We start from the raw sequence: 20,534 nt of genomic DNA on the forward strand, positions 1-20,534 counted from the left end.
GTCAGACTCACGGCCATGCAGACCCGACCCGCCCGTGCCGCGTTCGACATCCGCCATGACGACCCCCGGCTGCGCTACCGGGGTGCGGTGTCCCTGGAGCGTGGCCCCGGGTGGACCGCGCCGTGGCGGCTGCCGCGTGCGGAGGCCGCGCTGTATCTGCCGGAGGGCGGGCTGGGGCGGGCCGCGATGCCGTCGGGGGTGCGCGTGGCGCTGCGTACCGACAGCGCCTCCCTCGTCTGCCGCTACCAGGCCGACCCCGCGCCCAGGCTGAACGGGCCCGGGGAGCGGGCGCGCCTCGATGTGCTGTGCGACGGGCGGCGGGCCGCCACCGTGGAGCTGGAAACCCACGGCGGGGACGCGGAGTTCCGGTGCGAGGGGCTGCCGGGTCGGATGGCGACGGTCGAGCTGTGGCTGCCGTTCTACCATCAGTTCCGGTTGCGCGGACTGTCCGTGGCGGCGGGCGCGGCCCTGGAGGATGACGGCCCGGGGTCGCAGCCACGCTGGGTCCACTGCGGCAGCTCCATCTCACAGGGTCGGGGCGCCGCGTCCCCCAGCCGGACCTGGACCGCCCTGGTGGCCCGGCGGGCCGGATGGGATCTCACCTCGCTGGCCCTGGGCGCGTCCAGCTGTCTGGAGCCCATGACCGCGCGGCTGATGCGGGATCTGCCGGCCGATCTCCTCACCCTCTGTGTCGGGGCCAACGTCCAGGCGCTCGGCAGCCACAACCGCGACGCGCTGGTCTCGGCGCTCGTCGGTTTCGTCCGCACCGTGCGCGAGGGCCATCCCACGACCCCGTTCGCCGTGATGTCCACGATCACCGCGCCCGAGCGGGAGGAGGTGCCGGGCCCTTCGGGGCTGACGATGCGCGAGTGCCGGGCGCATATCCGCCGCGCCGTGACGCTGCTGCGCGACCACGGCGACACACGGCTGCACCACCTCCACGGCCCCGAGGTGTTCGGCCCCGCCTGTACGCGGCTGATGCTGGAGCCCGAGGGCTCCGACCGTCTGCATCCCGCGGCCGCCGGCCATCCGGTCCTCGCCTCGCGCTTCACCACCCTTCTGCGCCGGGCCGGCTGTGTGCCGATACCGGCGGCGCTCTGTCCGCCGTCGGACGGCGCTCAGTCGCACAGGACCGCCGTCCGCGCCTTCAGCAGCCCCTCGCTCCGCGGTACGGGCGGCTCGCCCTCGAGCTCGGCCGCGAGGTCGTAGACGGTGGCGGCGAGGACGAGTTGACGCTCCCCGTCGGCGGTGGTGAGGGAGACGCTGGTGTAGCCGGGTCCGGCGCCGTCGGTCTCCCAGGCGGTCAGCGGGTCGGCCTTCCGCCGCGCGCCGGTGTCGCACGGCACCTCCATGCGCTGCACCCCGAGTCCGTACGCGGGGGCGTCGGGGAACTCCACCGGGGTGGTGAGCTCGCGCTGCTGGGCGGGGCGCAGCAGCGTGCCGCCGAAGAGCGCCCGCTCGAACCGGGCCAGATCGTCGACGGTCGAGATCATGGCTCCGGCGGTCCAGTCGTAGGAGGGGCTGAACCGCGTCATATCGCGGCCCTTCAGGTCGTAGCCGTGCAGATGGGGGCCGTGCACCTCGGGGTCGGTCACCGGGAAGGAGGTGTGTTTCAGCCCCAGCGGGGCGAGGATCCTGCGGTGGATCTCGGCGGGCGCCGAGCGGTGGGTCACCGCCTCGATCACCAGCCCGGCGAGCAGATAGTTGGTGTTGGAGTACGACCAGCCCTTCCCCGGGGCGAACTCGGGCCGGTGCCGGACCGAGCGGGCGATCACCTCGCGCGGGGTGATGATGTGGTCCCGGTCGCCGTCCTCCAGATAGGGGGCGAAGAAGGAGGCTTCGGTGGTGGGGTCGTGGATCCCCGAGGTGTGGTTGAGCAGCTGACGGATGGTGATGGCCTCACCGTCGTTGCCGTTCCCCTGGACGACGCCGGGCAGCCACTTCTCCACGCTGTCGTCGAGGGAGAGCCGTCCCTCGCCCTCCAGCTGGAGCAGGACCGCCGCGACGAACGCCTTGGTGTTGCTGGCGATCCGGAACCGCTGCTCCGGCCGGGCCCGTTCGCCGGTCGCCTTGTCCGCGACCCCGGCCGCCGTCCGCCATTCGTCGTCGCCGCGCCGTGCGTAGGCCACCGCGCCCGGGAAGCCGTCCCGCACCGTCTGGCCGACGGCCTCCTCGAAGCCGGACGGCGCCGACGGCCCGGCCGGCTCCCCCTGGGCCGTGGCGATGGTGACGGTGGCCGTCACCGCCACCGCGCCGATCCCCGCCCACAGCGCCACGGCCCTTCCCCGAATCCCCACGAACCTCGCTCCTCGCCTCGTTCCCCTGTGCCGTTCGTGGTTCATCGTGCCGCCGTGCGCGCCGGGCTCCCATCCCGCTGCCGCCCCTGCCTTACGGGGGTTGTCCCCACCCTGTGGGGGCCGCTCCGCCTGTCAGGGTGCCCCATAGGCCGGTCGTGGCGGCTCGGCCCCGGCGAGGAGTTTCCGCGCCGCCTCGCCCGCTTCGGCCGGGGTCCAGCGGGCGCCCCGGTCGGCGGTCGGGCCCGGCCGCCAGCCCTCCATGACGGTGATCCGCCCGGCCTCCGTCTCGAAGACCCGGCCGGTGACACCGGCGCAGGCGGCCGAGCCGAGCCAGACGACGAGCGGTGAGACATTGCCGGGCGCCATCGCGTCGAAGGCGTCCGGGTCGTCCGGCGCGGCCATGGCACCGGCGAACGTGGCCTCCGTCATCCGGGTGCGGGCCGCCGGGGCGATCGCGTTGACCTGGACTCCGTAGCGGCCGAACTCGGCGGCGGCCACCGAGGTCAGGCCGAGGATCCCGGCCTTGGCCGCGGAGTAGTTGCCCTGTCCGACGCTGCCCAGCAGCCCGGCCCCGGAACTGGTGTTGACCACCCGCGCGGTCGGGGTGCGACCCGCCTTCGCCTCGGCGCGCCAGTGGGCGGCGGCGTGCCGCAGCGGCAGGAAGTGGCCCTTGAGATGGACGCGGATCACCGCGTCCCAGTCGTCCTCGCCGAGGTTGACGAGCATGCGGTCGCGCAGGAATCCGGCGTTGTTGACGAGGGTGTCCAGCCGGCCGTAGGCGTCGAGGGCGGTGGCGATGAGGGAGGCGGCGCCACCGGTGGTGGCGATGTCCCCGCCGTGCGCCACCGCTTCCCCGCCCGCGGCCCGGATCTCCTCGACCACCTCCTGGGCCGGGCCCGCCGACGCCCCGGCGCCGTCCGGGGCCACGCCGAGGTCGTTGACGACGACCTTCGCGCCCTCGGCGGCGAAGGCGAGCGCATGCGCCCGCCCGAGGCCGCGGCCCGCTCCGGTGACGACGGTGACGCGCCCGTCGCACAGTCCGCTCATCTCAGTCCTCCCGTGGTTCTGCCCGGCCGGCGCCGGGGGCCGGCTGGTTGACGTTGGCGGCGTCGAGGAACGCGGGGCGCTCCCCGCCTCCGTGGATGGCGATGCTGGCGCCGCTGATGTACCCGGCCAGCCCGGAGGCGAGGAACACACAGGCGTCACCGGCCTCGACGGGCTCGGCCATCCGCCCGAGCGGCACGGTCCGGCCGACGGCGGCGATGCCCTCCTCGTCCCCGTAGTGCAGATGCGACAGTTCGGTGCGGACCATGCCGAGTACGAGGGTGTTGACCCGGATCGCGGGGGCCCACTCCACGGCCAGGGTGCGGGCGAGGTTCTCCAGCCCCGCCTTGGCGGCTCCGTAGGGTCCGGTGCCGGGGGACGGCCGGGTGCCGCTGACGCTCCCGATCATCACGATCGAGCCGCCGCCCTCCTGATGGCGCATCAGCTCGTAGGCGCTCAGGGAGACGGTCATGGGAGCGATCAGATTGAGTTCCACGATACGGGCGGCGCGGCGCTGCCCGGCCTCGGCGATCAGTCCGTAGGGGCTTCCTCCGGCGTTGTTGACCAGCAGGTCGAGCCGCCCGTGGGAGCGGCGCAGCCCGGCGAAGAACGCGGCGACCGCGTCCACGTCCCGGATGTCGAGCGATTCGAAGCGCGCCGTGCGCCCGTCCACCTCGATGGGTTTGTCGGGTGGGCGGCGCGCACAGATCACCACCTCGGCCCCGGCGGTGAGCAGGGCCCGAGTGATCCCCGCTCCTACACCCCGCGTGCCGCCGGTGACGACGGCCACGCGCCCGGCGAGATCGATGGTGACGGCCACGAGACACCTCCCGCTGTGCGATGAGCGCTGCTACCTTCTACCTAACAAATGTTTGGTGGAAAGGTAGCGGATCTGCTCATGGGTGTCTCCACCTCCGCCCCGGCGACCGGCGTCCGTCTGGTCGCCATGGACTTCCCACCCGTCAACGCCCTCCCCGTACGGGGCTGGTACGAACTGGCCGCGGCGCTGCGCACCGCGGGCGCCGACCCGTCGGTGCGCTGTGTGGTCCTGGCCGCCGAGGGCCGTGGCTTCAACGCGGGCGTGGACATCAAGGAGATCCAGGCGGCCGAGGGCCATACGGCGCTCATCGGCGCCAACCACGGATGTGCCGAGGCGTTCGCCGCCGTCTACGACTGCCCGGTCCCGGTCGTCGCCGCCGTGCACGGCTTCTGCCTGGGCGGCGGCATCGGTCTCGCCGGGAACGCCGACGCGATCGTGGCCAGCGAGGACGCCACGTTCGGCCTGCCCGAGCTGGACCGCGGCGCGCTGGGCGCGGCCACCCATCTGGCCCGGCTGGTGCCGCAGCATCTGATGCGCGCGCTGTACTACACCTCGCGCACCGCGACCGCCGAGGAGCTGCGCCGCCATGGCTCGGTGTGGCGGGTCGTGCCGCGCACGGAGCTGCGGGAGGCGGCGCTGGAGCTGGCCGGTGAGATCGCCGCCAAGGACGGTGCGCTGCTGCGCCTGGCCAAGGCGGCCATCAACGGCATCGACCCGGTCGATGTGCGCCGCAGCTACCGCTTCGAGCAGGGCTTCACCTTCGAGGCCAATCTGGCGGGCCTGTCGGACGGGCACCGCGACGCGTTCATCGCCGGAAGCAACGGGAAGGGGTGAGCGGCGTTGGCCGACAAGACGATGACGGCCGAGGAGGCCGTCGGCCGGATCCGCGGTGGTATGACGGTCGGCATCGGCGGCTGGGGCTCACGGCGCAAGCCCATGGCCCTGGTCCGCGCCCTGCTGCGGTCGGACGTCACCGATCTGACGGTGGTCTCCTTCGGCGGCCCCGACGTCGGGCTGCTGGCCGCCGCCGGGAAGATCCGCAAACTGGTGACGGCGTTCGCGACGCTCGACTCGATCCCGCTGGAGCCGCACTTCCGGGCCGCGCGCCAGCGGGGGGAGTTCGAACTGACCGAGCTGGACGAGGCGATGATGATGTGGGGGCTGACCGCCGCGGTGCACCGGCTGCCGTTCCTGCCCATCCGCGCCGGGCTCGGCTCGGACGTCATGACGGTCAACCCCGGGCTGCGGACGGTGACTTCGCCGTACGAGGACGGCGAGGAGCTGGTGGCGGTGCCCGCGCTGCGGCTGGATGTGGCGCTGGTGCACCTCAACCGGGCGGACGCACAGGGCAATGGCCAGTACCTCGGGCCCGATCCGTACTTCGACGACCTGTTCTGCGAGGCGGCGGCCGAGGCGTATCTCTCCTGTGAACGCGTGGTCCCCACGGCCGAGTTCGCCGGTGCGGGCGGTCCGCAGACGCTGCTGGTCAAACGGCATGCGGTGACCGGTGTGATCGAGGCCCCGCGGGGTGCGCACTTCACCTCCTGCGCCCCCGACTACGGACGGGACGAGGCGTTCCAGAGCGCGTACGCCAAGGCGGCCGCCGACCCCGGGGCATGGCGGGAGTTCACCGAGCGGTTTCTGTCCGGGGACGAGGAGCGGTACCGGGCCGCGGTGGCGGCGTTCGGAAGGGAGGGCGTATGACCGGCGGGGTGACCCGGGCCGAGTACTGCGTGGTGGCCTGTGCCGAGGCGTGGCGGGGCGACGGGGAGATCCTGGCCGCCCCGATGGGCGCGGTGCCCAGGGTCGGCGCCCGGCTGGCCAGGCTCACCTTCGCGCCCGAGCTGCTGCTGACGGACGGCGAGGCGCTGATCGTCGGTGACGATCCGGAGGTGGTGGAGGGGTGGCTGCCGTACCGGGCGCATCTGGCGCTGGTCACCGCCGGCCGGCGCCATGTGATGATGGGCGCGAGCCAGCTCGACCGCCACGGCAACCAGAACATCAGCTGTGTCGGTGACTGGAAGCGGCCCAGCCGGCAGCTGCTGGGGGTGCGGGGAGCGCCGGTCAACACCCTGAACAACCCCACGAGTTACTGGGTGCCCCGGCATTCGCGGCGGGTCTTCGTCGAACGTGTCGACATGGTGTGCGGGGTCGGCTACGACCGGGTGGCGGCCGCGGGGCCGGCCGCGGCCCGTTTCCATCAGCTGCGGTGTGTGGTGACCGATCTCGCGGTGATGGACTTCGCCACGCCGGGCCGCACCCTGCGGGTGCGCTCCCTGCACCCGGGGGTGACCGCCGAGGCGGTGCGGGAGGCCACCGGCTTCCCCCTCGACATCGCCGACGACGTTCCGCGCACCCGGGAGCCGACCCCCGCCGAGCTGCGGCTGATCCGGGAGGTCATCGACCCGGAGGGGGCCCGCGAACGGGAGGTGCCGTCCTGATGGACACCCCGCTGACCCGCCTCGTCGGGGTGCGCCATCCGATCGTCCAGACGGGCATGGGGTGGGTGGCCGGGCCCCGGCTGGTGTCCGCCGTCGCGAACGCCGGGGCGCTGGGCATCCTGGCCTCCGCGACCATGTCGCCCCAGCGGCTGCGCTCGGCCGTCCGCGAGGTCGCCGCCCGTACCGGCGCGCCCTTCGGCGTCAATCTGCGCGCCGACGCCGGGGACGCGGCGGAGCGGGTGCGGATCATCGTCGAGGAGGGGGTGCGGGTGGCCTCGTTCGCGCTGGCCCCCAGGCGCGAGCTGATCGACCGGCTGAAGGACGCGGGCGTGGTGGTCATCCCGTCCGTGGGCGCCCGGCGCCACGCCGAGAAGGTGGCGGGCTGGGGCGCGGACGCGGTGGTGGTGCAGGGCTCGGAGGGCGGCGGCCACACCGGGCAGGTGGCCACCACCGTGCTGCTCCCCCAGGTCGTGGACGCGGTGGACATCCCGGTCGTGGCCGCGGGCGGCTTCCACGACGGACGGGGGCTGGCGGCCGCGCTCGCCTACGGGGCGGCGGGGATCGCCATGGGCACCCGCTTCCTGCTCACCTCCGACAGCACCGTCCCGGACGCCGTCAAGGCCCGCTATCTGGCGGCGGCGGTCACCGATGTCACCGTCACCACGGCGGTGGACGGGCTTCCCCACCGGATGCTCCGCAGCGAGCTGGTCGACTCCCTCGAACGCTCCGGCCGCGCCGCCGCGCTGCTGCGCGCCGTGCGCCACGCCGCCGCGTTCCGGCGGCTGGCCGGGCTGAGCTGGCCGCGGATGGTGCGTGACGGACTGGCGATGCGGCACGGCAAGGACCTCGGCTGGAGCCAGGTGCTGCTGGCCGCCACCACCCCGATGCTGCTGAAGGCGTCGATGGTGGACGGCCGCACCGACACGGGGGTGATGGCCTCCGGTCAGGTGGCCGGTGTGATCGAGGATCTGCCCTCGTGCGCGGATCTGGTGGACCGGATCATGGCGGAGGCCACCGGGACCCTGGACCGGCTGACCAGCGGTCGTACAGTGGGGTGAAAGCGGCCAGACCATGACACGGGTAATGGGAGGTCGTCATGGCCGACCCCAAGGGTTTCCTCACCACACCCCGTCGCCTTCCGCCCCGCCGTCCGGTGGACGAGCGGGTGCGGGACTGGAACGAGGTCGCCGCGCCCGGCGGACTGCTGCCGATCATCAACGCCCAGGCGGGCCGCTGTATGGACTGCGGCATACCGTTCTGCCATGAGGGCTGCCCGCTGGGGAACCTCATCCCGGAGTGGAACGACCTGGTCTCCCGTGACGACTGGCTGCGCGCGAGCGAGCGGCTGCACGCCACCAACAACTTCCCCGAGTTCACCGGCCGGCTGTGCCCGGCCCCCTGCGAGAGCGCGTGTGTGCTGGCCATCAACCAGCCGGCGGTCACCATCAAGAACGTCGAGGTGGCCATCGCCGACCGGGCCTGGCAGAGCGGCTATGTGACCCCCAGGCCACCGGAGCGGCTGACCGGCCGGACCGTCGCCGTCATCGGCTCGGGGCCCGCGGGGCTGGCCGCGGCCCAGCAGCTCACCCGTGCGGGGCACACCGTGGCGGTGTACGAGCGCGACGACCGGGTGGGCGGACTGCTCCGCTACGGCATCCCCGAGTTCAAGATGGAGAAGCGCCATCTGGACCGGCGGCTGGAGCAGATGCGCGCGGAGGGCACCAAGTTCCGTACCGATGTGGACGTCGGCACCGATATGGACGCCGCCGAGCTCAGGGCGCGCTATGACGCGCTCGTGATAGCCGTGGGCGCGCGGGCCCGGCGCGAACTCCCCGTGGCGGGAAGGGAGTTGGCCGGTATCCACCAGGCGATGGAGTATCTCCCGATGGCCAACCGGGTGCGGGAGGGCGACTACGACCGGCCGCCGATCAGCGCCGAGGGCAAGCATGTGGTCATCGTCGGCGGCGGGGACACCGGCGCCGACTGTCTGGGCACCGTGCTGCGGCAGGGCGCCGCCTCCGTGACCCAGCTGGACATCCACCCCCGGCCAGGCGACGAGCGGGCCGATGGCGAGCCCTGGCCCGTCTACCCCAAGATCTACCGGATGTCCGCGGCCCATGAGGAGGCCCGGGAGCTGGCGGCCTCTCCGGAGGCGGATGTGGACGCGCGGGTCTTCTCCGCCACCACCGTCCGCTTCGAGGGAACCGCACCGGACGCGGAGCGGCCGCACGGCGGCATCCGGGCGCTGCGGCTGATCGGGTCCCGCGCCGACGGACGGTCCGGGCCGCACGTGGAGCGGGTGCTCCGGGCGGATCTGGTGCTGCTGGCCCTCGGCTTCCGCGGCCCGGAGCGGGACGGCGGGCTGTTCGACCAGCTGGGGCTGGAGCTCGACCGGCGCGGCAACCTCGCGCGCGACGCGTCCTTCGCCACCGGCGCGGACGGGGTGTTCGTGGCGGGCGACGCGGGCCGTGGCCAGTCGCTGATCGTCTGGGCGATCGCCGAGGGGCGCTCCGCCGCGGCCGCCGTGGACCGCTATCTGGCGGGCTCCACGACGCTCCCGGCGCCGGTCGTACCGGCCGACCGCCCGATGACGGCCTGACGGCCTGACGGACCGGGGGACCGGCGGCCCGGTGACCGGCACCGGCCGCTGAACACCGGAACACCCGGACACCGGTGTCCGGAGTCCGGGCCGCCTGCCGCGGGCGTACGGCGCGGGGATTAGTGTGCGTCCATGATCTCGCAATCGCCCCTCCTCACCGTCGCCGACGGTGTGCACATCTGGTCCCCCACCCCGAGCGCCGGGTGGGGCCTGGCCAACTGCGGTCTGATCGTCTCGCCCGACGGCCACGCCGCCTGGATCGACAGCCCCTACGACCGGCGGATGGCCGGTGACTTCCTGGAGCGCAGCCGCGCACTGCTGCCCGAGGGGGGCCGGATCGAGCGGGTGATCGTCACCCATGCCAACGGCGACCACCTGTGGGGCGCGGAGGTCGTACCGGACGCGGAGATCGTCGCCACCCGTGAGGCGCTCGGCCATATCGAGTACGAGCCCTCGCCGAAGCAGCTGCACGCCCTGGTGCACGGCAGCGATCCGGCGACCCCGCTCGGGTGGTACCTCCAGCGGCACTTCGGGCGGTTCGACTGGTCCGCCACCGAGGTGATCGAGCCGACGCTCACCTTCATGGGCGAGCTCGACCTGCGCGTGGGCCAGGTGCCGGTGCGGCTGTTCAGCCTGCCGTCCGCACACACCGCGGGCGATCTGATGGCGTATCTGCCGGTGCAGAAGGTGGCGTTCACCGGCGATGTCATCTTCGCCTCCGGCCCTCAGGACCCAGGTGACCACGTGGTGCACTGGGCGGGGCCGCTGGACAATGTGATCTCCGCGTGTGAGCGGGTGCTCGCGACCGGGGCCGAGGTGATCGTCCCCGGCCATGGGCCGGTCCTCGACCGGGAGGGGGTCCACGGCCATATCGCCTATCTGGAGCACCTCCGGGACCGCACCCGGGAGCTGCACACGGCGGGGGTACCGGCCCTGGAGGCGGCCCGCACCCTGATCGCCGAGAACACCTATCCGGCGCTGGGCCTGCCCGAGCGGCTGGTGGTCACGGTGGGCTCGGAGTACCGGCATCTGAACGGCTCGGACGAGGCGGCGGATCTGGTGGCCACCATGGCCGATCTCGCCCAGGTGGCATGGGAGCGGCGCGAGAGCGCACCGTCGACCGCGGTCTGATCGCCCCGGCGGCGGGCCCCCGGCCCCGGTGGGGCCCGGTCGTCACAGACCGGTCACCGGCAGGGGGCGCTGCTCGGGCGGAAGATCCTGCTCGGTCCAGATGATCTTGCCTTTGCTGGTGTAGCGGGTGCCCCACCGCTGGACCATCTGGGCGACGAGGAACAGCCCGCGGCCGCCCTCGTCGGTGATGGCCGCCCGGCGCAGATGCGGTGCGGTGGTGCTGCCGTCGGCGACCTCGCAGATCAGCGCCCGGTTGCGCAGCAGCCGCAGCCGCACCGGGCCGACGGCGTGCCGGACGGCGTTGCCGAGCAGCTCGCTGACCACCAGTTCGGTGGTGAAGGCGGCCTCCTCCAGGTTCCAGTCGGCCAGGGTGCGGGCGACGGCCGCCCGCATCCGGGACACCACCTCGGGGTCCGCCGGCAGCTCCCACGAGGCCACCCGGCGCGCGTCCAGCGCGGTGGTGCGGGCGATGAGCAGACAGACGTCGTCGGTGCGGCGCGGCGACAGCAGGGCGGCCATCACGGTGTCGCAGGCCCGCTCCGGGTCGGGGTCGGCGTCGGTGAGGGCGTCACGCAGCTGGGCGAGCCCGGTCTCGATATCCCGTTCCCGGTCCTGGACCAGCCCGTCGGTGTAGAGAACGAGGCGGCTGCCTTCGGGCAGTTCCATCTCGGTCGCCTCGTAGAGCCGTCCGCCGAGTCCCAGCGGCGGCCCGGCGGGGAGGTCGAGGAAGGTCACGGAGCCGTCGGGACGGACCAGGGCCGGGGGCGGTTGACCGGCCCGTGCCAGGGTGCAGTGCCGGGAGACCGGGTCGTAGACCGCGTACAGACAGCCGGCCCCGGCGGCCCCGGGGCCCAGGGCGGTCTCCTCCCGGTCCAGCTGGTCGACCACGTCGTCGAGCCGGGCGAGCAGCTCATCGGGGGGAAGGTCCACGACGGAGAAGTTGCGCACGGCGGTGCGCAGCCGGCCCATGGTCGCGGCGGCGTGCAGTCCGTGGCCGACGACATCGCCGACGACGAGGGCGACCCGGGCCCCCGACAGCGGGATGACGTCGAACCAGTCCCCCCGCACCCCGGCGGGGGCGGGCAGATAGCGCTGGGCGGCGACGACGGCCTGCTGTTCGGGGCGGCCGCGCGGCAGCAGGCTCTCCTGGAGGGCCAGGGTGGTGGCGTGCTCACGGGCGTAGCGGCGGGCGTTGTCGATGGCGACGGACGCCTGACCGGCCAGCTCCTCGGCGAAGGACCGGTCCTCCTCGTCGAACGGCGGGGTGTTCCCCGAGCGCCAGAACGCCACCTGGCCCAGCCGGACGCCGCGCCCGCTGAGCGGCACGGTCAGCAGTGAGTGGATGCCGTACTGCATCACCCAGCCCAGCCGCTCCGGGTCCTGTGGCACCCAGTCGGAGTAGGACGGCAGCTCGCTCACGGCGAACACACGCGCCCTGCCGATGCCGCCGCCGGCCCGCTCGGTGAGGGGGTGGGCGGAGACGCGCTCGCCGACCCGGCGCAGCGGAGGGTCGTCCCGGACGCCGCTGAAGCCGGCCCGGCGCAGCGGCGAGTCCCGCTCGCCCGGCTCCTCGCCGCGCAGCACGGCCTCGTGCAGATCGACGGTGGCGAAGTCGGCGAAGCGCGGCACGGCGACCCGGGCCAGTTCCTGGGCGGTCCCCTCCATGTCGAGGCTGCTGCTCACGCGGACGCCGGCCTCGTACAGCAGCTGGAGCCGGGCGTACGCCCGGTCGGCCTTGTCGGTCAGCGCGCGCAGCTCGGTGGTGTCCCGCAGGGTGGCGACGCTGCCCCAGGGCTGTCCACCCCGCTCCGCCGGGCGCTGGTTGACCGCCAGCAGCCGGTTCCCGACCTCGTACACCTCGTCGGTGGCGGTACGTCCGGAGGCGAGCAGTCGGGCGATGCCCGTGGGCAGGCCGACATCGGTGATCCGCCGTCCGTCCGCGTCGTGGGTGAGGCCCAGCAGGAGCAGCGCCTCGTCGTTGGCGAGCAGCAGCCGCTCCTCGTCGTCGAGGATCAGCACACCCTCCCGGACCGAGCGCAGTACGGCGTCGTGGTGTTCGTACATCCTGGTGATCTCGGCGGGGCCGAGCCGGTGGGTCTGGCGCCGCAGCCGCCAGGCCACGAGCGCCGCGCCGCCCGCGCCGAGGAGCAGGGCGAGCGCCGTGGAGCCGTAGATCACCGGCAGTTGGCGGCCGACCGTGCGGGCCACGGAGGGGATGGAGACCCCGGCGTTGACGACGCCGATCACCCGGCCCCGGGCGTCGGTGACCGGCACCGCGGCGCGGATCGAGGCGGCCGGGCGGGTGACGCCGGGGGTGGTGTCGGTGAAGGCCCGGCCCGCCGTGGCCGGGTACAGGCCGCGGTCGAAGCGCTTGCCGATCAGCTTCGGATTCGGATGGCTGCACCGGATGCCCTGGGCGGTGGTCACCACGATGTAGTCGACACCGGTCCGGTGCCGCATCTTCTCGGCGTAGGGCTGGAGGGTCCTGGCCGGGTCGCGGGACTCCAGCGCCTCCCGCACGCCGGGGGCGACGGCGACGGTCCGCGCCACGGTCAGGGCGCGGCCCCGGGCCTGGCCGTCCCGGCTGCCGCGCGCCTGGAGGGACAGCGTGGCCCCCGCGGCGAGCACCAGGAGCGTCACGATGATCAGCATCAGCGCGAACACCTGCCCGCCGACACTGCGCGAGCTCAGCGCCGAGCGCACTTTCACATGCTCTGTCTAACGCAGATCCCCGGGTCGCACACCTGGTGGCGGCCGGGGTGGGAGCGTCCGCGGTCACAGATTGATCATGTGTCCGGCGAGCCCGTGGACGGCCTCCTTCACCGCCTCGCCGAGAGTCGGATGGGCGTGGACGTTGCGGGCCACCTCGTGCACGGTGAGATCCCACTGCTGGGCGAGGGTGAGCTCGGGCAGCAGCTCGGTGACCTCGGGGCCGATGAGATGGCCGCCCAGCAGCTCACCGTGGCGGCCGTCGCTGATGAGCTTCACGAAGCCGACGGGGTCGCCGAGCCCCTGGGCCTTGCCGTTGGCGGTGAACGGGAACTTCGCCACCCGGACGTCGAAGCCGCGTTCCCGGGCCTGGGCCTCGGTCCAGCCGAAGCTGGCGATCTGTGGCTGGCAGAAGGTGGCGCGCGGGATCATCACATAGTCGAGCTCCATGGTCTCCGCCCCGGCGATGGTCTCCGCCGCGACGAGGCCCATGGACTCGGCGGCGTGTGCCAGCATCAGCTTGGCGGTGACATCGCCGATGGCGAAGATGTGCGGCACATTGGTGCGGCACCGGCCGTCGACGTCGATGGCGCCCCGTTCGGTCAGCCGGACGCCGGTGTGCTCCAGCCCGTATCCGTGCACCCTCGGCCGGAACCCGATGGCCTGGAGCACCCGGGCGGCCTGGAGGGTCTGCCGCTGGCCGCCCGTGGTCACCATGACCTTGACCGCGGGGCCGGCGTCGTTGATCGCCTCCACCCGGGTGGAGGTCAGGATGTTCATGCCGAGCCTGCGGAAGCGGCGGGTGAGCTCGGTGGAGACCTCCTCGTCCTCCAGGGGCACGATCCGGTCCAGGAACTCCACGAGCGTCACCTGCACCCCGTAGCTGTGCATGATGTACGCGAACTCCACGCCGATGGCTCCCGCGCCCGCGATCAGGACGCTGCCGGGCAGGGTGGGCGAGAGGATCTGCTCCTCGTAGGTCACCACCCGCTCGCTGAGGGAGGTGCCGGGCAGCAGATTGGTGATCGTGCCCGTGGCGATGACGCAGTGGTCGAAGGTGAGCGTCTCCGTGCCGCCGCCGGAGCGGGCGACCTGGAGTTCATGCGGTCCGGTGAAGCCGCCCCGCCCCTCGAACTGGGTGATCTTGTTCTTCTTCATCAGATAGTGGACGCCCTTGACCCGTCCGTCGGCCACCTTGCGGCTGCGCTCGAACGCGTCGCGATAGTCCACGGTGACATCGCCGTTCACCCGGATGCCGAAGTTCTTGGCCTCATGGATGAACAGATGCGCCAGCTCGGCGTTGCGCAGCAGGGCCTTGGACGGGATGCAGCCCACGTTCAGGCAGACGCCGCCCCAGTAGCGTTCCTCGACGATGGCCGTGGTCAGGCCCAACTGGGCGGCGCGGATCGCGGCGACATAGCCACCCGGCCCGGCTCCCAGGACCACCACGTCGAAATGTGCGCTCATGCGTCGCACCTTAGACATTAGAGTCGGGGTATGGCTTCAGACGAGGGGTCCGTACGGGTGGACAGCTGGATCTGGTCCGTGCGGCTGACCAAGACGCGCTCCATGGCGTCCTCGGCCTGCCGCGCGGGGCACGTCCGGGTCAACGGAGAGCGCGTCAAACCCGCCCAGGCGGTGCGGCCCGGTGACGAGGTGCGGCTGCGCCATGCGGGGCGCGACCGGATCGTGGTGGTCTCGCGCGTCGTGCGCAAACGGGTCGGCGCGGCGGTGGCCGCGGAGTGCTTCGTCGACAACAGCCCGCCTCCGCCGCCGCGCGAGCACACCGTGCCGATCGGGCTGCGCGACCGCGGCACGGGCCGCCCCACCAAGCGCGACCGGCGCGAGATGGAGCGGCTGCGCGGTACGCCGGGCGACCTCGGCTGAGTGCCGGTCAGTCCACCGTGATGTGTACGGGGCCGCCGTGTGCGGCGGCCCCGGCGAGCCAACCGGCGGGCAGGTGGAACGGCCGGTTGGGCACCGCGGTGCGGCGCAGGCGGCCGCGGTGCAGTGTGCGGCCGTCCTGGACGACGGTGAGCACCGGCCGGGTCAGGAACCGCGTGGTGCGCAGGGTGAACCTGCCGCGCGGCGGAGGCGGCCCGTCCGGGGCGATGCGGTTGGGCCACACCCACAGCAGCGGCGCCGCGACGCGTACGGGCAGCGCTCCCGGGGTCCATGGCACACCGGTGAGATGGCGCAGCACGGGAGCGGCGGCGAACCGGCCGTCGAGGGCCGCGATATCGGCGGTCTCGACGGGGTGCAGCAGATTGCCCACGGCGAAGACCCCGGGTTCCGCGGTGCGGAAGTCGGCGTCGGCCGCCGGGCCCCGGGTGCCGGGGTCGAGGGCGATCCCGGCGCTTCTGGCCAGCTCGTGGTCGGGGATCCAGTCGCCGGTGAACACCACGGTGTCGCAGGCGACGGCCGCGGTCCGCCCGTCCCGGTGCCGCAGCCGTACGCTCTCCAGCCGCCCTCGGCCGGTCAGTTCGGCCACGGTGGCGTCGGTGACCAGCGGAATGCCGTGGCGCAGCAGGGTGCCGAGGTGGTGCGCCGGATGGGTCTGGTGGCGGGGCTGGTCGGTGACCATGGCCACGACCTCGGCGCCGGCCCGGCGCAGGGTGTCCACCGCGGAGTGGCCGACCCGCTCCGCGCCGACGATGACGGCGCGGCGGCCGACGCTCTGGTGGTGCAGATAGACGGCCTGCTGGAGCTGTCCGGTGGTGAGGACGCCCGCCGGCCGGGTGCCGGGCACCAGCCGGGCGCTGCGCGGGCGTTCCCGGGCGCCGGTGGCCAGCACGACGGCCGTGGCGGTGATCCGCTCCAGGCCCGTGGGGCCGGTGATGTCCACGGTCCTCGGCGCCGCCCAGCCGGTGGCCGTGACCCCGGTGCGCAGCACCGCCCCGGCGCGGATGGCGGCGGCGATGTGGTGGCGGGCGTAGTCGGGTCCGGTCATCACCCGGCGCAGATCGCGCAGTCCGAATCCGGTGTGGTGGCAGTGGCGGGGAACGCCGCCCGCGTGCTGTTCGCGGTCGAGGACCTCGACCCGGTCCACCCCGGCGGCGGCCAGCCGCGCGGCGACCGCGAGCCCGGCCGGTCCGGCGCCGATGACCAGTACGTCGACGGTGCGGTGGGTACGGTCGGTGGTGGGGGTCATCGCCGGGCCTCCGTCCGGTCCTGGGCCGTCCGGTCCCGGGCCGCGGTGGCCGCCTCGAACTGGGCGCGTACCTCGGCGCCGCAGAAGAACCCCTGGCAGCGCCCGCCGAGGGCCCGGGTGCGGCGCCGGATGCCGTCGAGCGAGGCCGGTGGCACGGTGGCGGTCAGCGCGTCGCGGATCTCGCCCCGGGTGACGCGTTCGCAGTGGCAGACCACGGTGCCGTAGGCGGGGTCGGCGGCGATGAGATCGGCGCGCTGGTACGGGCGGGGGAACGCCTCGCCGATGGTGGGCATCCGCACCGGCTCGATCTCCCGCTCGGGTCCGGGGTCCAGTCCGCAGTCGGTGAGGAGCTCCACCACATGCGCGGCGATCGCCATCGAGGCGGTGAGCCCGGTGGAGCGGATGCCGCCCACGGCGACATACCGGCGGCCGGGGTCGGCGTGGATCTGGTAGTCGCCGTGTTCGGTGGCGGCGCGCAGCCCGGCGTAGACCGCGGTGACCTCCTCCGCCGGCAGCTCCGGCAAAATCCGCGCGCCCTTCTCCCGGAGCGATGCCAGTCCGTCGGCCGACGATCCGGTGACGGTCTTGTCGTCGAGGTCCTCGGCAGTGGGGCCGAGCATCACATTGCCGTACACGGTCGGCGCCACCAGCACACCCTTGCCGAGCGCGGTGGGCACCGGCAGCAGGATGCGGTCGACCAGGCCGCGGGCGAACTTGTCGAAGACGATGAGCTGGCCGCGGCGCGGGGTGACGGTGAACTCCTCGTGGCCCAGCCGCCGGTTGATCTCGTCCGAGTACAGCCCGGCGGCGTTGACCAGGTGACGGGTGCGCAGCACCCCGCGCGGGGTGGCGATCTCATGGTGGTCCCCGCCGGTGGTGATGGCCCCGGCCGGGCAGTTCAGATGCAGGTCGACGCCCGCGCGCACCGCCTGGGTGGCGTAGGCGAGGGTCGTGGTCCAGGGGCAGATGATGCTCTCCCCGGGGACTTCGAGCGCACCGAGGGCGCCGGGTCCCAGATGGGGTTCGCGGGCGTAGACGGCGTCCGCGTCGAGGACGCTCGTCTCGTCGTAGCCGTTGCGGGCGGCCTTCTCGGCGAGTACCGGCAGCGCGGCGAGCTGCTCCTCGTCCCAGGCGACGAGGAGCGCGCCGAGCGGTTCGAGCGGGATGCCGGTCTCGGCGGCGTAGGCGGTCAGCCGCTGGTAGCCCTCGCGCACCAGACGGGCCTCCAGGGTGCCCGGGGTGGCGTCGAAACCGGTGTGCAGGATCGCGGTGTTGGCCTTGGAGGTGCCGTTGCCGACGTCGTCGGACGCCTCGACGAGGGCGATCCGCAGCCGGTACCGGGCCAGCTCGCGGGCGATGGCGGTGCCGACCACCCCGGCGCCGACGATGGCCACGTCGTGGACCTCGTCGGGGAGGTCCCCCGTGGTCGTAACGGTCATTGCGGTCCCTTGCTCGGTGGTGGACACGGCTCCTGGTGCGCGGGTGACCCTCAGTCCTGGGCGGCGGCGGCCGGCGCCTGGTCCAGCAGCGCGGCCACGGCCGAACGGAAGCCGGCCAGTCGCTCGGCGGCCCGCTCGGCGCTGATCCGCGGCTCGTAGACGGCGGCGGGCCGCCACGCGGGGACGGCGTCCTCGGCCGTCAGGTCCGGGTCGAGTCCCATGCGCGCGGCCGCGCCCACGCCCAGCGCGGTGACGTCCGGCAGCGCCGAAACCTCCACGGGCCGCTGGAGCAGATCGGCCTGGGTCTGCATCAGCAGCGCCGAGCGGGTCAGCCCCCCGTCGACCCGCAGAACGGTCAGCGGCGCGCCCAGATCGGAGGCGGCCGCCTCCGCGATCTCCACCACCTGGGCGGCGATGCCCTCGCACAGGGCGCGCACCAGATGCCCCGCGGTGGTGTCGAGGCCGAGCCCGGTCAGCGAGCCCTTGAGGTCGCCGCGCCACCACGGCGCCGCGAGCCCGGCGAGCGCCGGTACGAAGGTGACTCCCCCGGTGTCGGGCACGGCGCGCCCGACCGGGTCGAGGTCCTGGGGCCCCTGGATCACCCCCAGGTCGCTGAGCCAGCGCACCGCGGAGGCGGCGGTGTACACCTGCCCGTCCAGGCAGTAGCTGGTGCGCCCGCCGAACCGCCAGGCCACGCAGGAGACCAGGCCATGGGAGCCGCGCCGGGGCCGGTCCCCGGTCTGGGCGAGGAGGAAGGCGCCGGTTCCGTACGTGCACTTGGCGGTCCCCGGCTCGGTCACCCGCTGCGCCAGCAGGGCGGCCTGCTGGTCGACGAGGAGGCCGGTGAGCGGCACCTCGCCGCCGAAGGCCGTGGTGGTGCCGAACGGCCCGGCGGCGTCGACGACGCTGGGCAGCCGCTCGGCGGTCAGCCCGTAGAGCTCCAGCGCCTTCGGGGACCAGGCGACCCGGTCCAGGTCGAGCAGGCCGGTGCGCCCCGCTGTGGCGGCGTCGGTGACGAAGGCGCCGGTGAGCCGGTGGACCAGCCAGGCGTCGCTGGTGGTGACCACGCCCTCGCCGGTCAGATGGCGCCGGATCCACGCCATCTTGGGCGCCGCGAAGTACGGGTCGAGCGGCAGTCCGGTGAGTTCGCGCAGCGTCTCGGCGTGCGGCGCGAGCTCCTCGCACACCGTCCGCGCCCGCCGGTCCTGCCAGACCAGCGCGTCGGTCAGCGGCTCTCCCGTGACGGGGTCCCAGGCCAGCACGGTCTCACCCTGGTTGGCCAGCCCGACCGCCACGACCGGCTCGCCCGCCACCGCGAGGGCCTGGCGCCCGGCCTCGATGACCGAGGTGAGCAACGCGGCCGGATCGACCTCGACCAGCCCGTCGGGCAGATAGCGGGGGCGCACGGCGACCTCGGCGGAGCCGATCACCCCGCGCTCGGGGCAGAGCACCAACGCCTTGGTGCCCGAGGTGCCTTGGTCGACGGCGAGGACCGGACCGGTCGCGGGGTCGGCCGGGGTGCGGTGGCGACGCTCAGCAGGCAGCATGTCCGGTTCTTCGCTCGGGACGGGTGTTCTTCGCCGGGACGGGTGTACTCCGCCCGGGAAGGGTGGATCGTTTCGGGCTCGGGGCGGTGCGCGGGGATCTTGCCGGAAAGCCTGATGCAGCCGCGGTACGGGCGTCAAGACGGCCCGTCCGGGCACCGCCCGCGGTCCCCCGTTCCCGAGTGGGCCCGGCGGGACTATAAGATCCCTGCAACCATCCCCCAGGCCCATCGTTCTCCCGCGTCCGGTACGTCAGCTCCGTACGAAAGTCATCCGATGCCCGAGGAAGAGTTCCGCCCCGTGTACCACCCCGCGGGCTATGACGGCGGACTGCGCATCGCGCTCCAGGATCTGCGCACCGGGCGCTGGATATCGATGCGCAATCTGCTCGCGGAGACTCCCACCTGGGCCCTGTGGACCCAGCGCACCCAGGTGCTGGCCACGGCCGCCGCCGGATCCAATGTGGTGGACGCGTGGCGGACCGAGGAGCCGCAAAGTGTCGCGGCGCTGGTGATGCACACCCGGGTCGGGGTGGAACGCGCGGTGCGCGCGCACCGCGAGGGACACCGCCGCACCCGGGAGCTGTGGCGGGAGGCGTGGCAGTCCTGCCAGCTGGCCGCGCACCACTCCCCGGCGGATCCGGTGCCCTGGGTGTGTCTGCTGGCCCTGGCCCAGCTGGACAAGGGGCAGCGGCAGGAGGAGCATCGGGTGCCCCCGCCCGGTCCGCTGCTGTTCCCCGGGCCCTGGGGGCTGCTGGCGGAGGCCGACCGGCGCGATCCGTACAACCGCGAGGCGTACCACCGGATGCTCCAGTTCGTGTACGCACGGCGGGCCGGGGGTTCGCTGGCCGAGGCGGTCAACTTCGTGCAGTGGGTGGTCTCGGGCGCGCCCGAGGGGTCCGCCGTACAGGTGCTGCCGCTGTACGTACATGTCGAGCGGTACCGCGAGGAACGGGGCTATGAGAAGGCGCTCGACCTTCACTGGGCCACCGAGGACGCCACCCGTGACGCCCGGAAGGCACTGCACGGCTGGTTCGACCACGCGGATGTCGCGACGAGTTCACTGCTGGATCTCAACCATCTGGCGCACGCCCTGTGGGGTGCGCTGCTGTTCACCGACGCGGCCCGCGTCTTCGAGGTGCTGGGGCCGTACTTCACCCCGCTCCCCTGGGCCTATCGCACCCGCGACTCCGCCGACCGCGCACTGGCTGAAGAAATGTTTCTTCGCGCCCGGGTCCGCTCGCTGGCCGGCGCCCGTGGGCCGAGACCCGGGGCCACCGGCTGACCCGGGGTCCTCCCCGGCGCTCCCGGTCACCACTCCCCCCATCCGCCCTCCTACCCAACCGATTTCCCCACCTGT

Annotated in this window: 17 protein-coding genes; 9 read left to right on the forward strand and 8 right to left on the reverse strand. The window is 73.5% G+C overall.

The genetic code is table 11. The features are described from left to right. Nucleotides 1–15: 15 nt before the first annotated feature. Nucleotides 16–1,209, forward strand: coding sequence for an SGNH/GDSL hydrolase family protein (locus AB0E24_RS17405; protein WP_079152799.1), 1,194 nt, complete (start codon nt 16–18; stop codon nt 1,207–1,209). Here AB0E24_RS17405 and AB0E24_RS17410 read toward each other — a convergent pair. The 3 genes from AB0E24_RS17410 to AB0E24_RS17420 all read right to left on the reverse strand — a co-directional run bounded on the left by AB0E24_RS17410 (nt 1,119) and on the right by AB0E24_RS17420 (nt 4,161). Next, nucleotides 1,119–2,297: a serine hydrolase domain-containing protein gene (locus tag AB0E24_RS17410; RefSeq protein WP_232564898.1), complete on the reverse strand. Its 1,179-nt coding sequence runs from the start codon at nt 2,295–2,297 to the stop codon at nt 1,119–1,121. The two genes, AB0E24_RS17405 and AB0E24_RS17410, sit on opposite strands and share 91 nt — an antisense overlap. Nucleotides 2,298–2,429: 132 nt before the next feature. Then, entirely contained in the window at nt 2,430–3,344 is a 915-nt protein-coding gene (locus tag AB0E24_RS17415) for an SDR family oxidoreductase (protein ID WP_359377925.1), read from the reverse strand. A 1-nt stretch (nt 3,345) separates the two neighbouring features. After that, nucleotides 3,346–4,161: an SDR family oxidoreductase gene (locus AB0E24_RS17420; protein WP_069860672.1), complete on the reverse strand. Its 816-nt coding sequence runs from the start codon at nt 4,159–4,161 to the stop codon at nt 3,346–3,348. A 78-nt stretch (nt 4,162–4,239) separates the two neighbouring features. Between AB0E24_RS17420 and AB0E24_RS17425 the strand changes: the two genes are divergently transcribed. The 6 genes from AB0E24_RS17425 to AB0E24_RS17450 all read left to right on the forward strand — a co-directional run bounded on the left by AB0E24_RS17425 (nt 4,240) and on the right by AB0E24_RS17450 (nt 10,332). Further along, nucleotides 4,240–4,995, forward strand: a complete 756-nt coding sequence (locus AB0E24_RS17425) for an enoyl-CoA hydratase family protein (RefSeq protein ID WP_079260141.1) — start codon at nt 4,240–4,242, stop codon at nt 4,993–4,995. A gap of 6 nt (nt 4,996–5,001) precedes the next feature. Further along, nucleotides 5,002–5,865, forward strand: coding sequence for a CoA transferase subunit A (locus tag AB0E24_RS17430; protein WP_343076953.1), 864 nt, complete (start codon nt 5,002–5,004; stop codon nt 5,863–5,865). Next, a complete protein-coding gene (locus AB0E24_RS17435) occupies nt 5,862–6,602 on the forward strand; it encodes a CoA-transferase subunit beta (RefSeq protein WP_206334061.1) in 741 nt (246 codons plus the stop codon). The genes AB0E24_RS17430 and AB0E24_RS17435 overlap by 4 nt, the downstream gene beginning before the upstream one ends. Further along, nucleotides 6,602–7,660: an NAD(P)H-dependent flavin oxidoreductase gene (locus tag AB0E24_RS17440; RefSeq protein ID WP_093701695.1), complete on the forward strand. Its 1,059-nt coding sequence runs from the start codon at nt 6,602–6,604 to the stop codon at nt 7,658–7,660. The genes AB0E24_RS17435 and AB0E24_RS17440 overlap by 1 nt, the downstream gene beginning before the upstream one ends. A 38-nt stretch (nt 7,661–7,698) precedes the next feature. After that, nucleotides 7,699–9,201 (forward strand): glutamate synthase subunit beta, encoded by a 1,503-nt coding sequence (locus AB0E24_RS17445; RefSeq protein WP_359377931.1) that lies wholly within the window; start codon nt 7,699–7,701, stop codon nt 9,199–9,201. A gap of 132 nt (nt 9,202–9,333) precedes the next feature. Beyond that, a complete protein-coding gene (locus tag AB0E24_RS17450) occupies nt 9,334–10,332 on the forward strand; it encodes an MBL fold metallo-hydrolase (RefSeq protein ID WP_359377934.1) in 999 nt (332 codons plus the stop codon). 42 nt (nt 10,333–10,374) lie between these two features. On the opposite strand, the gene AB0E24_RS17455 is transcribed toward AB0E24_RS17450, so the two are convergent. Together AB0E24_RS17455 and lpdA are read right to left on the reverse strand one after the other, a co-directional pair. Beyond that, nucleotides 10,375–13,035: a SpoIIE family protein phosphatase gene (locus tag AB0E24_RS17455; protein ID WP_435865293.1), complete on the reverse strand. Its 2,661-nt coding sequence runs from the start codon at nt 13,033–13,035 to the stop codon at nt 10,375–10,377. A 72-nt stretch (nt 13,036–13,107) separates the two neighbouring features. After that, nucleotides 13,108–14,508: a dihydrolipoyl dehydrogenase gene (gene lpdA / locus AB0E24_RS17460; RefSeq protein WP_079260136.1), complete on the reverse strand. Its 1,401-nt coding sequence runs from the start codon at nt 14,506–14,508 to the stop codon at nt 13,108–13,110. A gap of 30 nt (nt 14,509–14,538) precedes the next feature. Here lpdA and hslR point away from each other — a divergent pair, with 30 nt between their 5' ends. Next, nucleotides 14,539–14,928: an Hsp15 family ribosome-associated heat shock protein gene (hslR, locus tag AB0E24_RS17465; protein WP_069860665.1), complete on the forward strand. Its 390-nt coding sequence runs from the start codon at nt 14,539–14,541 to the stop codon at nt 14,926–14,928. 7 nt (nt 14,929–14,935) lie between these two features. Here hslR and AB0E24_RS17470 read toward each other — a convergent pair whose 3' ends face one another. From AB0E24_RS17470 to AB0E24_RS17480, 3 genes are read right to left on the reverse strand one after another with little or no spacing between them, the layout of a single operon-like run. Beyond that, nucleotides 14,936–16,192: an NAD(P)/FAD-dependent oxidoreductase gene (locus AB0E24_RS17470; protein ID WP_359377940.1), complete on the reverse strand. Its 1,257-nt coding sequence runs from the start codon at nt 16,190–16,192 to the stop codon at nt 14,936–14,938. Then, nucleotides 16,189–17,631, reverse strand: coding sequence for an NAD(P)/FAD-dependent oxidoreductase (locus AB0E24_RS17475; RefSeq protein ID WP_359377943.1), 1,443 nt, complete (start codon nt 17,629–17,631; stop codon nt 16,189–16,191). The genes AB0E24_RS17470 and AB0E24_RS17475 overlap by 4 nt, the downstream gene beginning before the upstream one ends. Nucleotides 17,632–17,681: 50 nt before the next feature. Continuing rightward, a complete protein-coding gene (locus AB0E24_RS17480; protein WP_359377945.1) occupies nt 17,682–19,178 on the reverse strand; it encodes an FGGY family carbohydrate kinase in 1,497 nt (498 codons plus the stop codon). A 273-nt stretch (nt 19,179–19,451) separates the two neighbouring features. Between AB0E24_RS17480 and AB0E24_RS17485 the strand changes: the two genes are divergently transcribed. Continuing rightward, the gene (locus AB0E24_RS17485; RefSeq protein WP_069860661.1) at nt 19,452–20,459 is read left to right on the forward strand and encodes a hypothetical protein; all 1,008 of its coding nucleotides are present in this window, start codon (nt 19,452–19,454) and stop codon (nt 20,457–20,459) included. The last annotated feature ends 75 nt before the right edge of the window (nt 20,460–20,534 follow it).

The sequence above is a fragment of the Streptomyces malaysiensis subsp. malaysiensis genome, assembly GCF_040653035.1.
GTDB lineage: Bacteria > Actinomycetota > Actinomycetes > Streptomycetales > Streptomycetaceae > Streptomyces > Streptomyces malaysiensis.

What these genes read in the sequence shown, in the direction of transcription:
- AB0E24_RS17405 (WP_079152799.1), top strand. Translation starts at nt 16, where the DNA reads ATGCAGACCCGACCCGCCCGTGCCGCGTTCGACATCCGCCATGACGAC.
- AB0E24_RS17415 (WP_359377925.1), bottom strand. Translation starts at nt 3,344, where the DNA reads ATGAGCGGACTGTGCGACGGGCGCGTCACCGTCGTCACCGGAGCGGGC.
- AB0E24_RS17425 (WP_079260141.1), top strand. Translation starts at nt 4,240, where the DNA reads ATGGGTGTCTCCACCTCCGCCCCGGCGACCGGCGTCCGTCTGGTCGCC.
- AB0E24_RS17435 (WP_206334061.1), top strand. Translation starts at nt 5,862, where the DNA reads ATGACCGGCGGGGTGACCCGGGCCGAGTACTGCGTGGTGGCCTGTGCC.
- AB0E24_RS17440 (WP_093701695.1), top strand. Translation starts at nt 6,602, where the DNA reads ATGGACACCCCGCTGACCCGCCTCGTCGGGGTGCGCCATCCGATCGTC.
- AB0E24_RS17445 (WP_359377931.1), top strand. Translation starts at nt 7,699, where the DNA reads ATGGCCGACCCCAAGGGTTTCCTCACCACACCCCGTCGCCTTCCGCCC.
- AB0E24_RS17450 (WP_359377934.1), top strand. Translation starts at nt 9,334, where the DNA reads ATGATCTCGCAATCGCCCCTCCTCACCGTCGCCGACGGTGTGCACATC.
- lpdA (WP_079260136.1), bottom strand. Translation starts at nt 14,508, where the DNA reads ATGAGCGCACATTTCGACGTGGTGGTCCTGGGAGCCGGGCCGGGTGGC.
- hslR (WP_069860665.1), top strand. Translation starts at nt 14,539, where the DNA reads ATGGCTTCAGACGAGGGGTCCGTACGGGTGGACAGCTGGATCTGGTCC.
- AB0E24_RS17470 (WP_359377940.1), bottom strand. Translation starts at nt 16,192, where the DNA reads ATGACCCCCACCACCGACCGTACCCACCGCACCGTCGACGTACTGGTC.
- AB0E24_RS17475 (WP_359377943.1), bottom strand. Translation starts at nt 17,631, where the DNA reads ATGACCGTTACGACCACGGGGGACCTCCCCGACGAGGTCCACGACGTG.
- AB0E24_RS17480 (WP_359377945.1), bottom strand. Translation starts at nt 19,178, where the DNA reads ATGCTGCCTGCTGAGCGTCGCCACCGCACCCCGGCCGACCCCGCGACC.
- AB0E24_RS17485 (WP_069860661.1), top strand. Translation starts at nt 19,452, where the DNA reads ATGCCCGAGGAAGAGTTCCGCCCCGTGTACCACCCCGCGGGCTATGAC.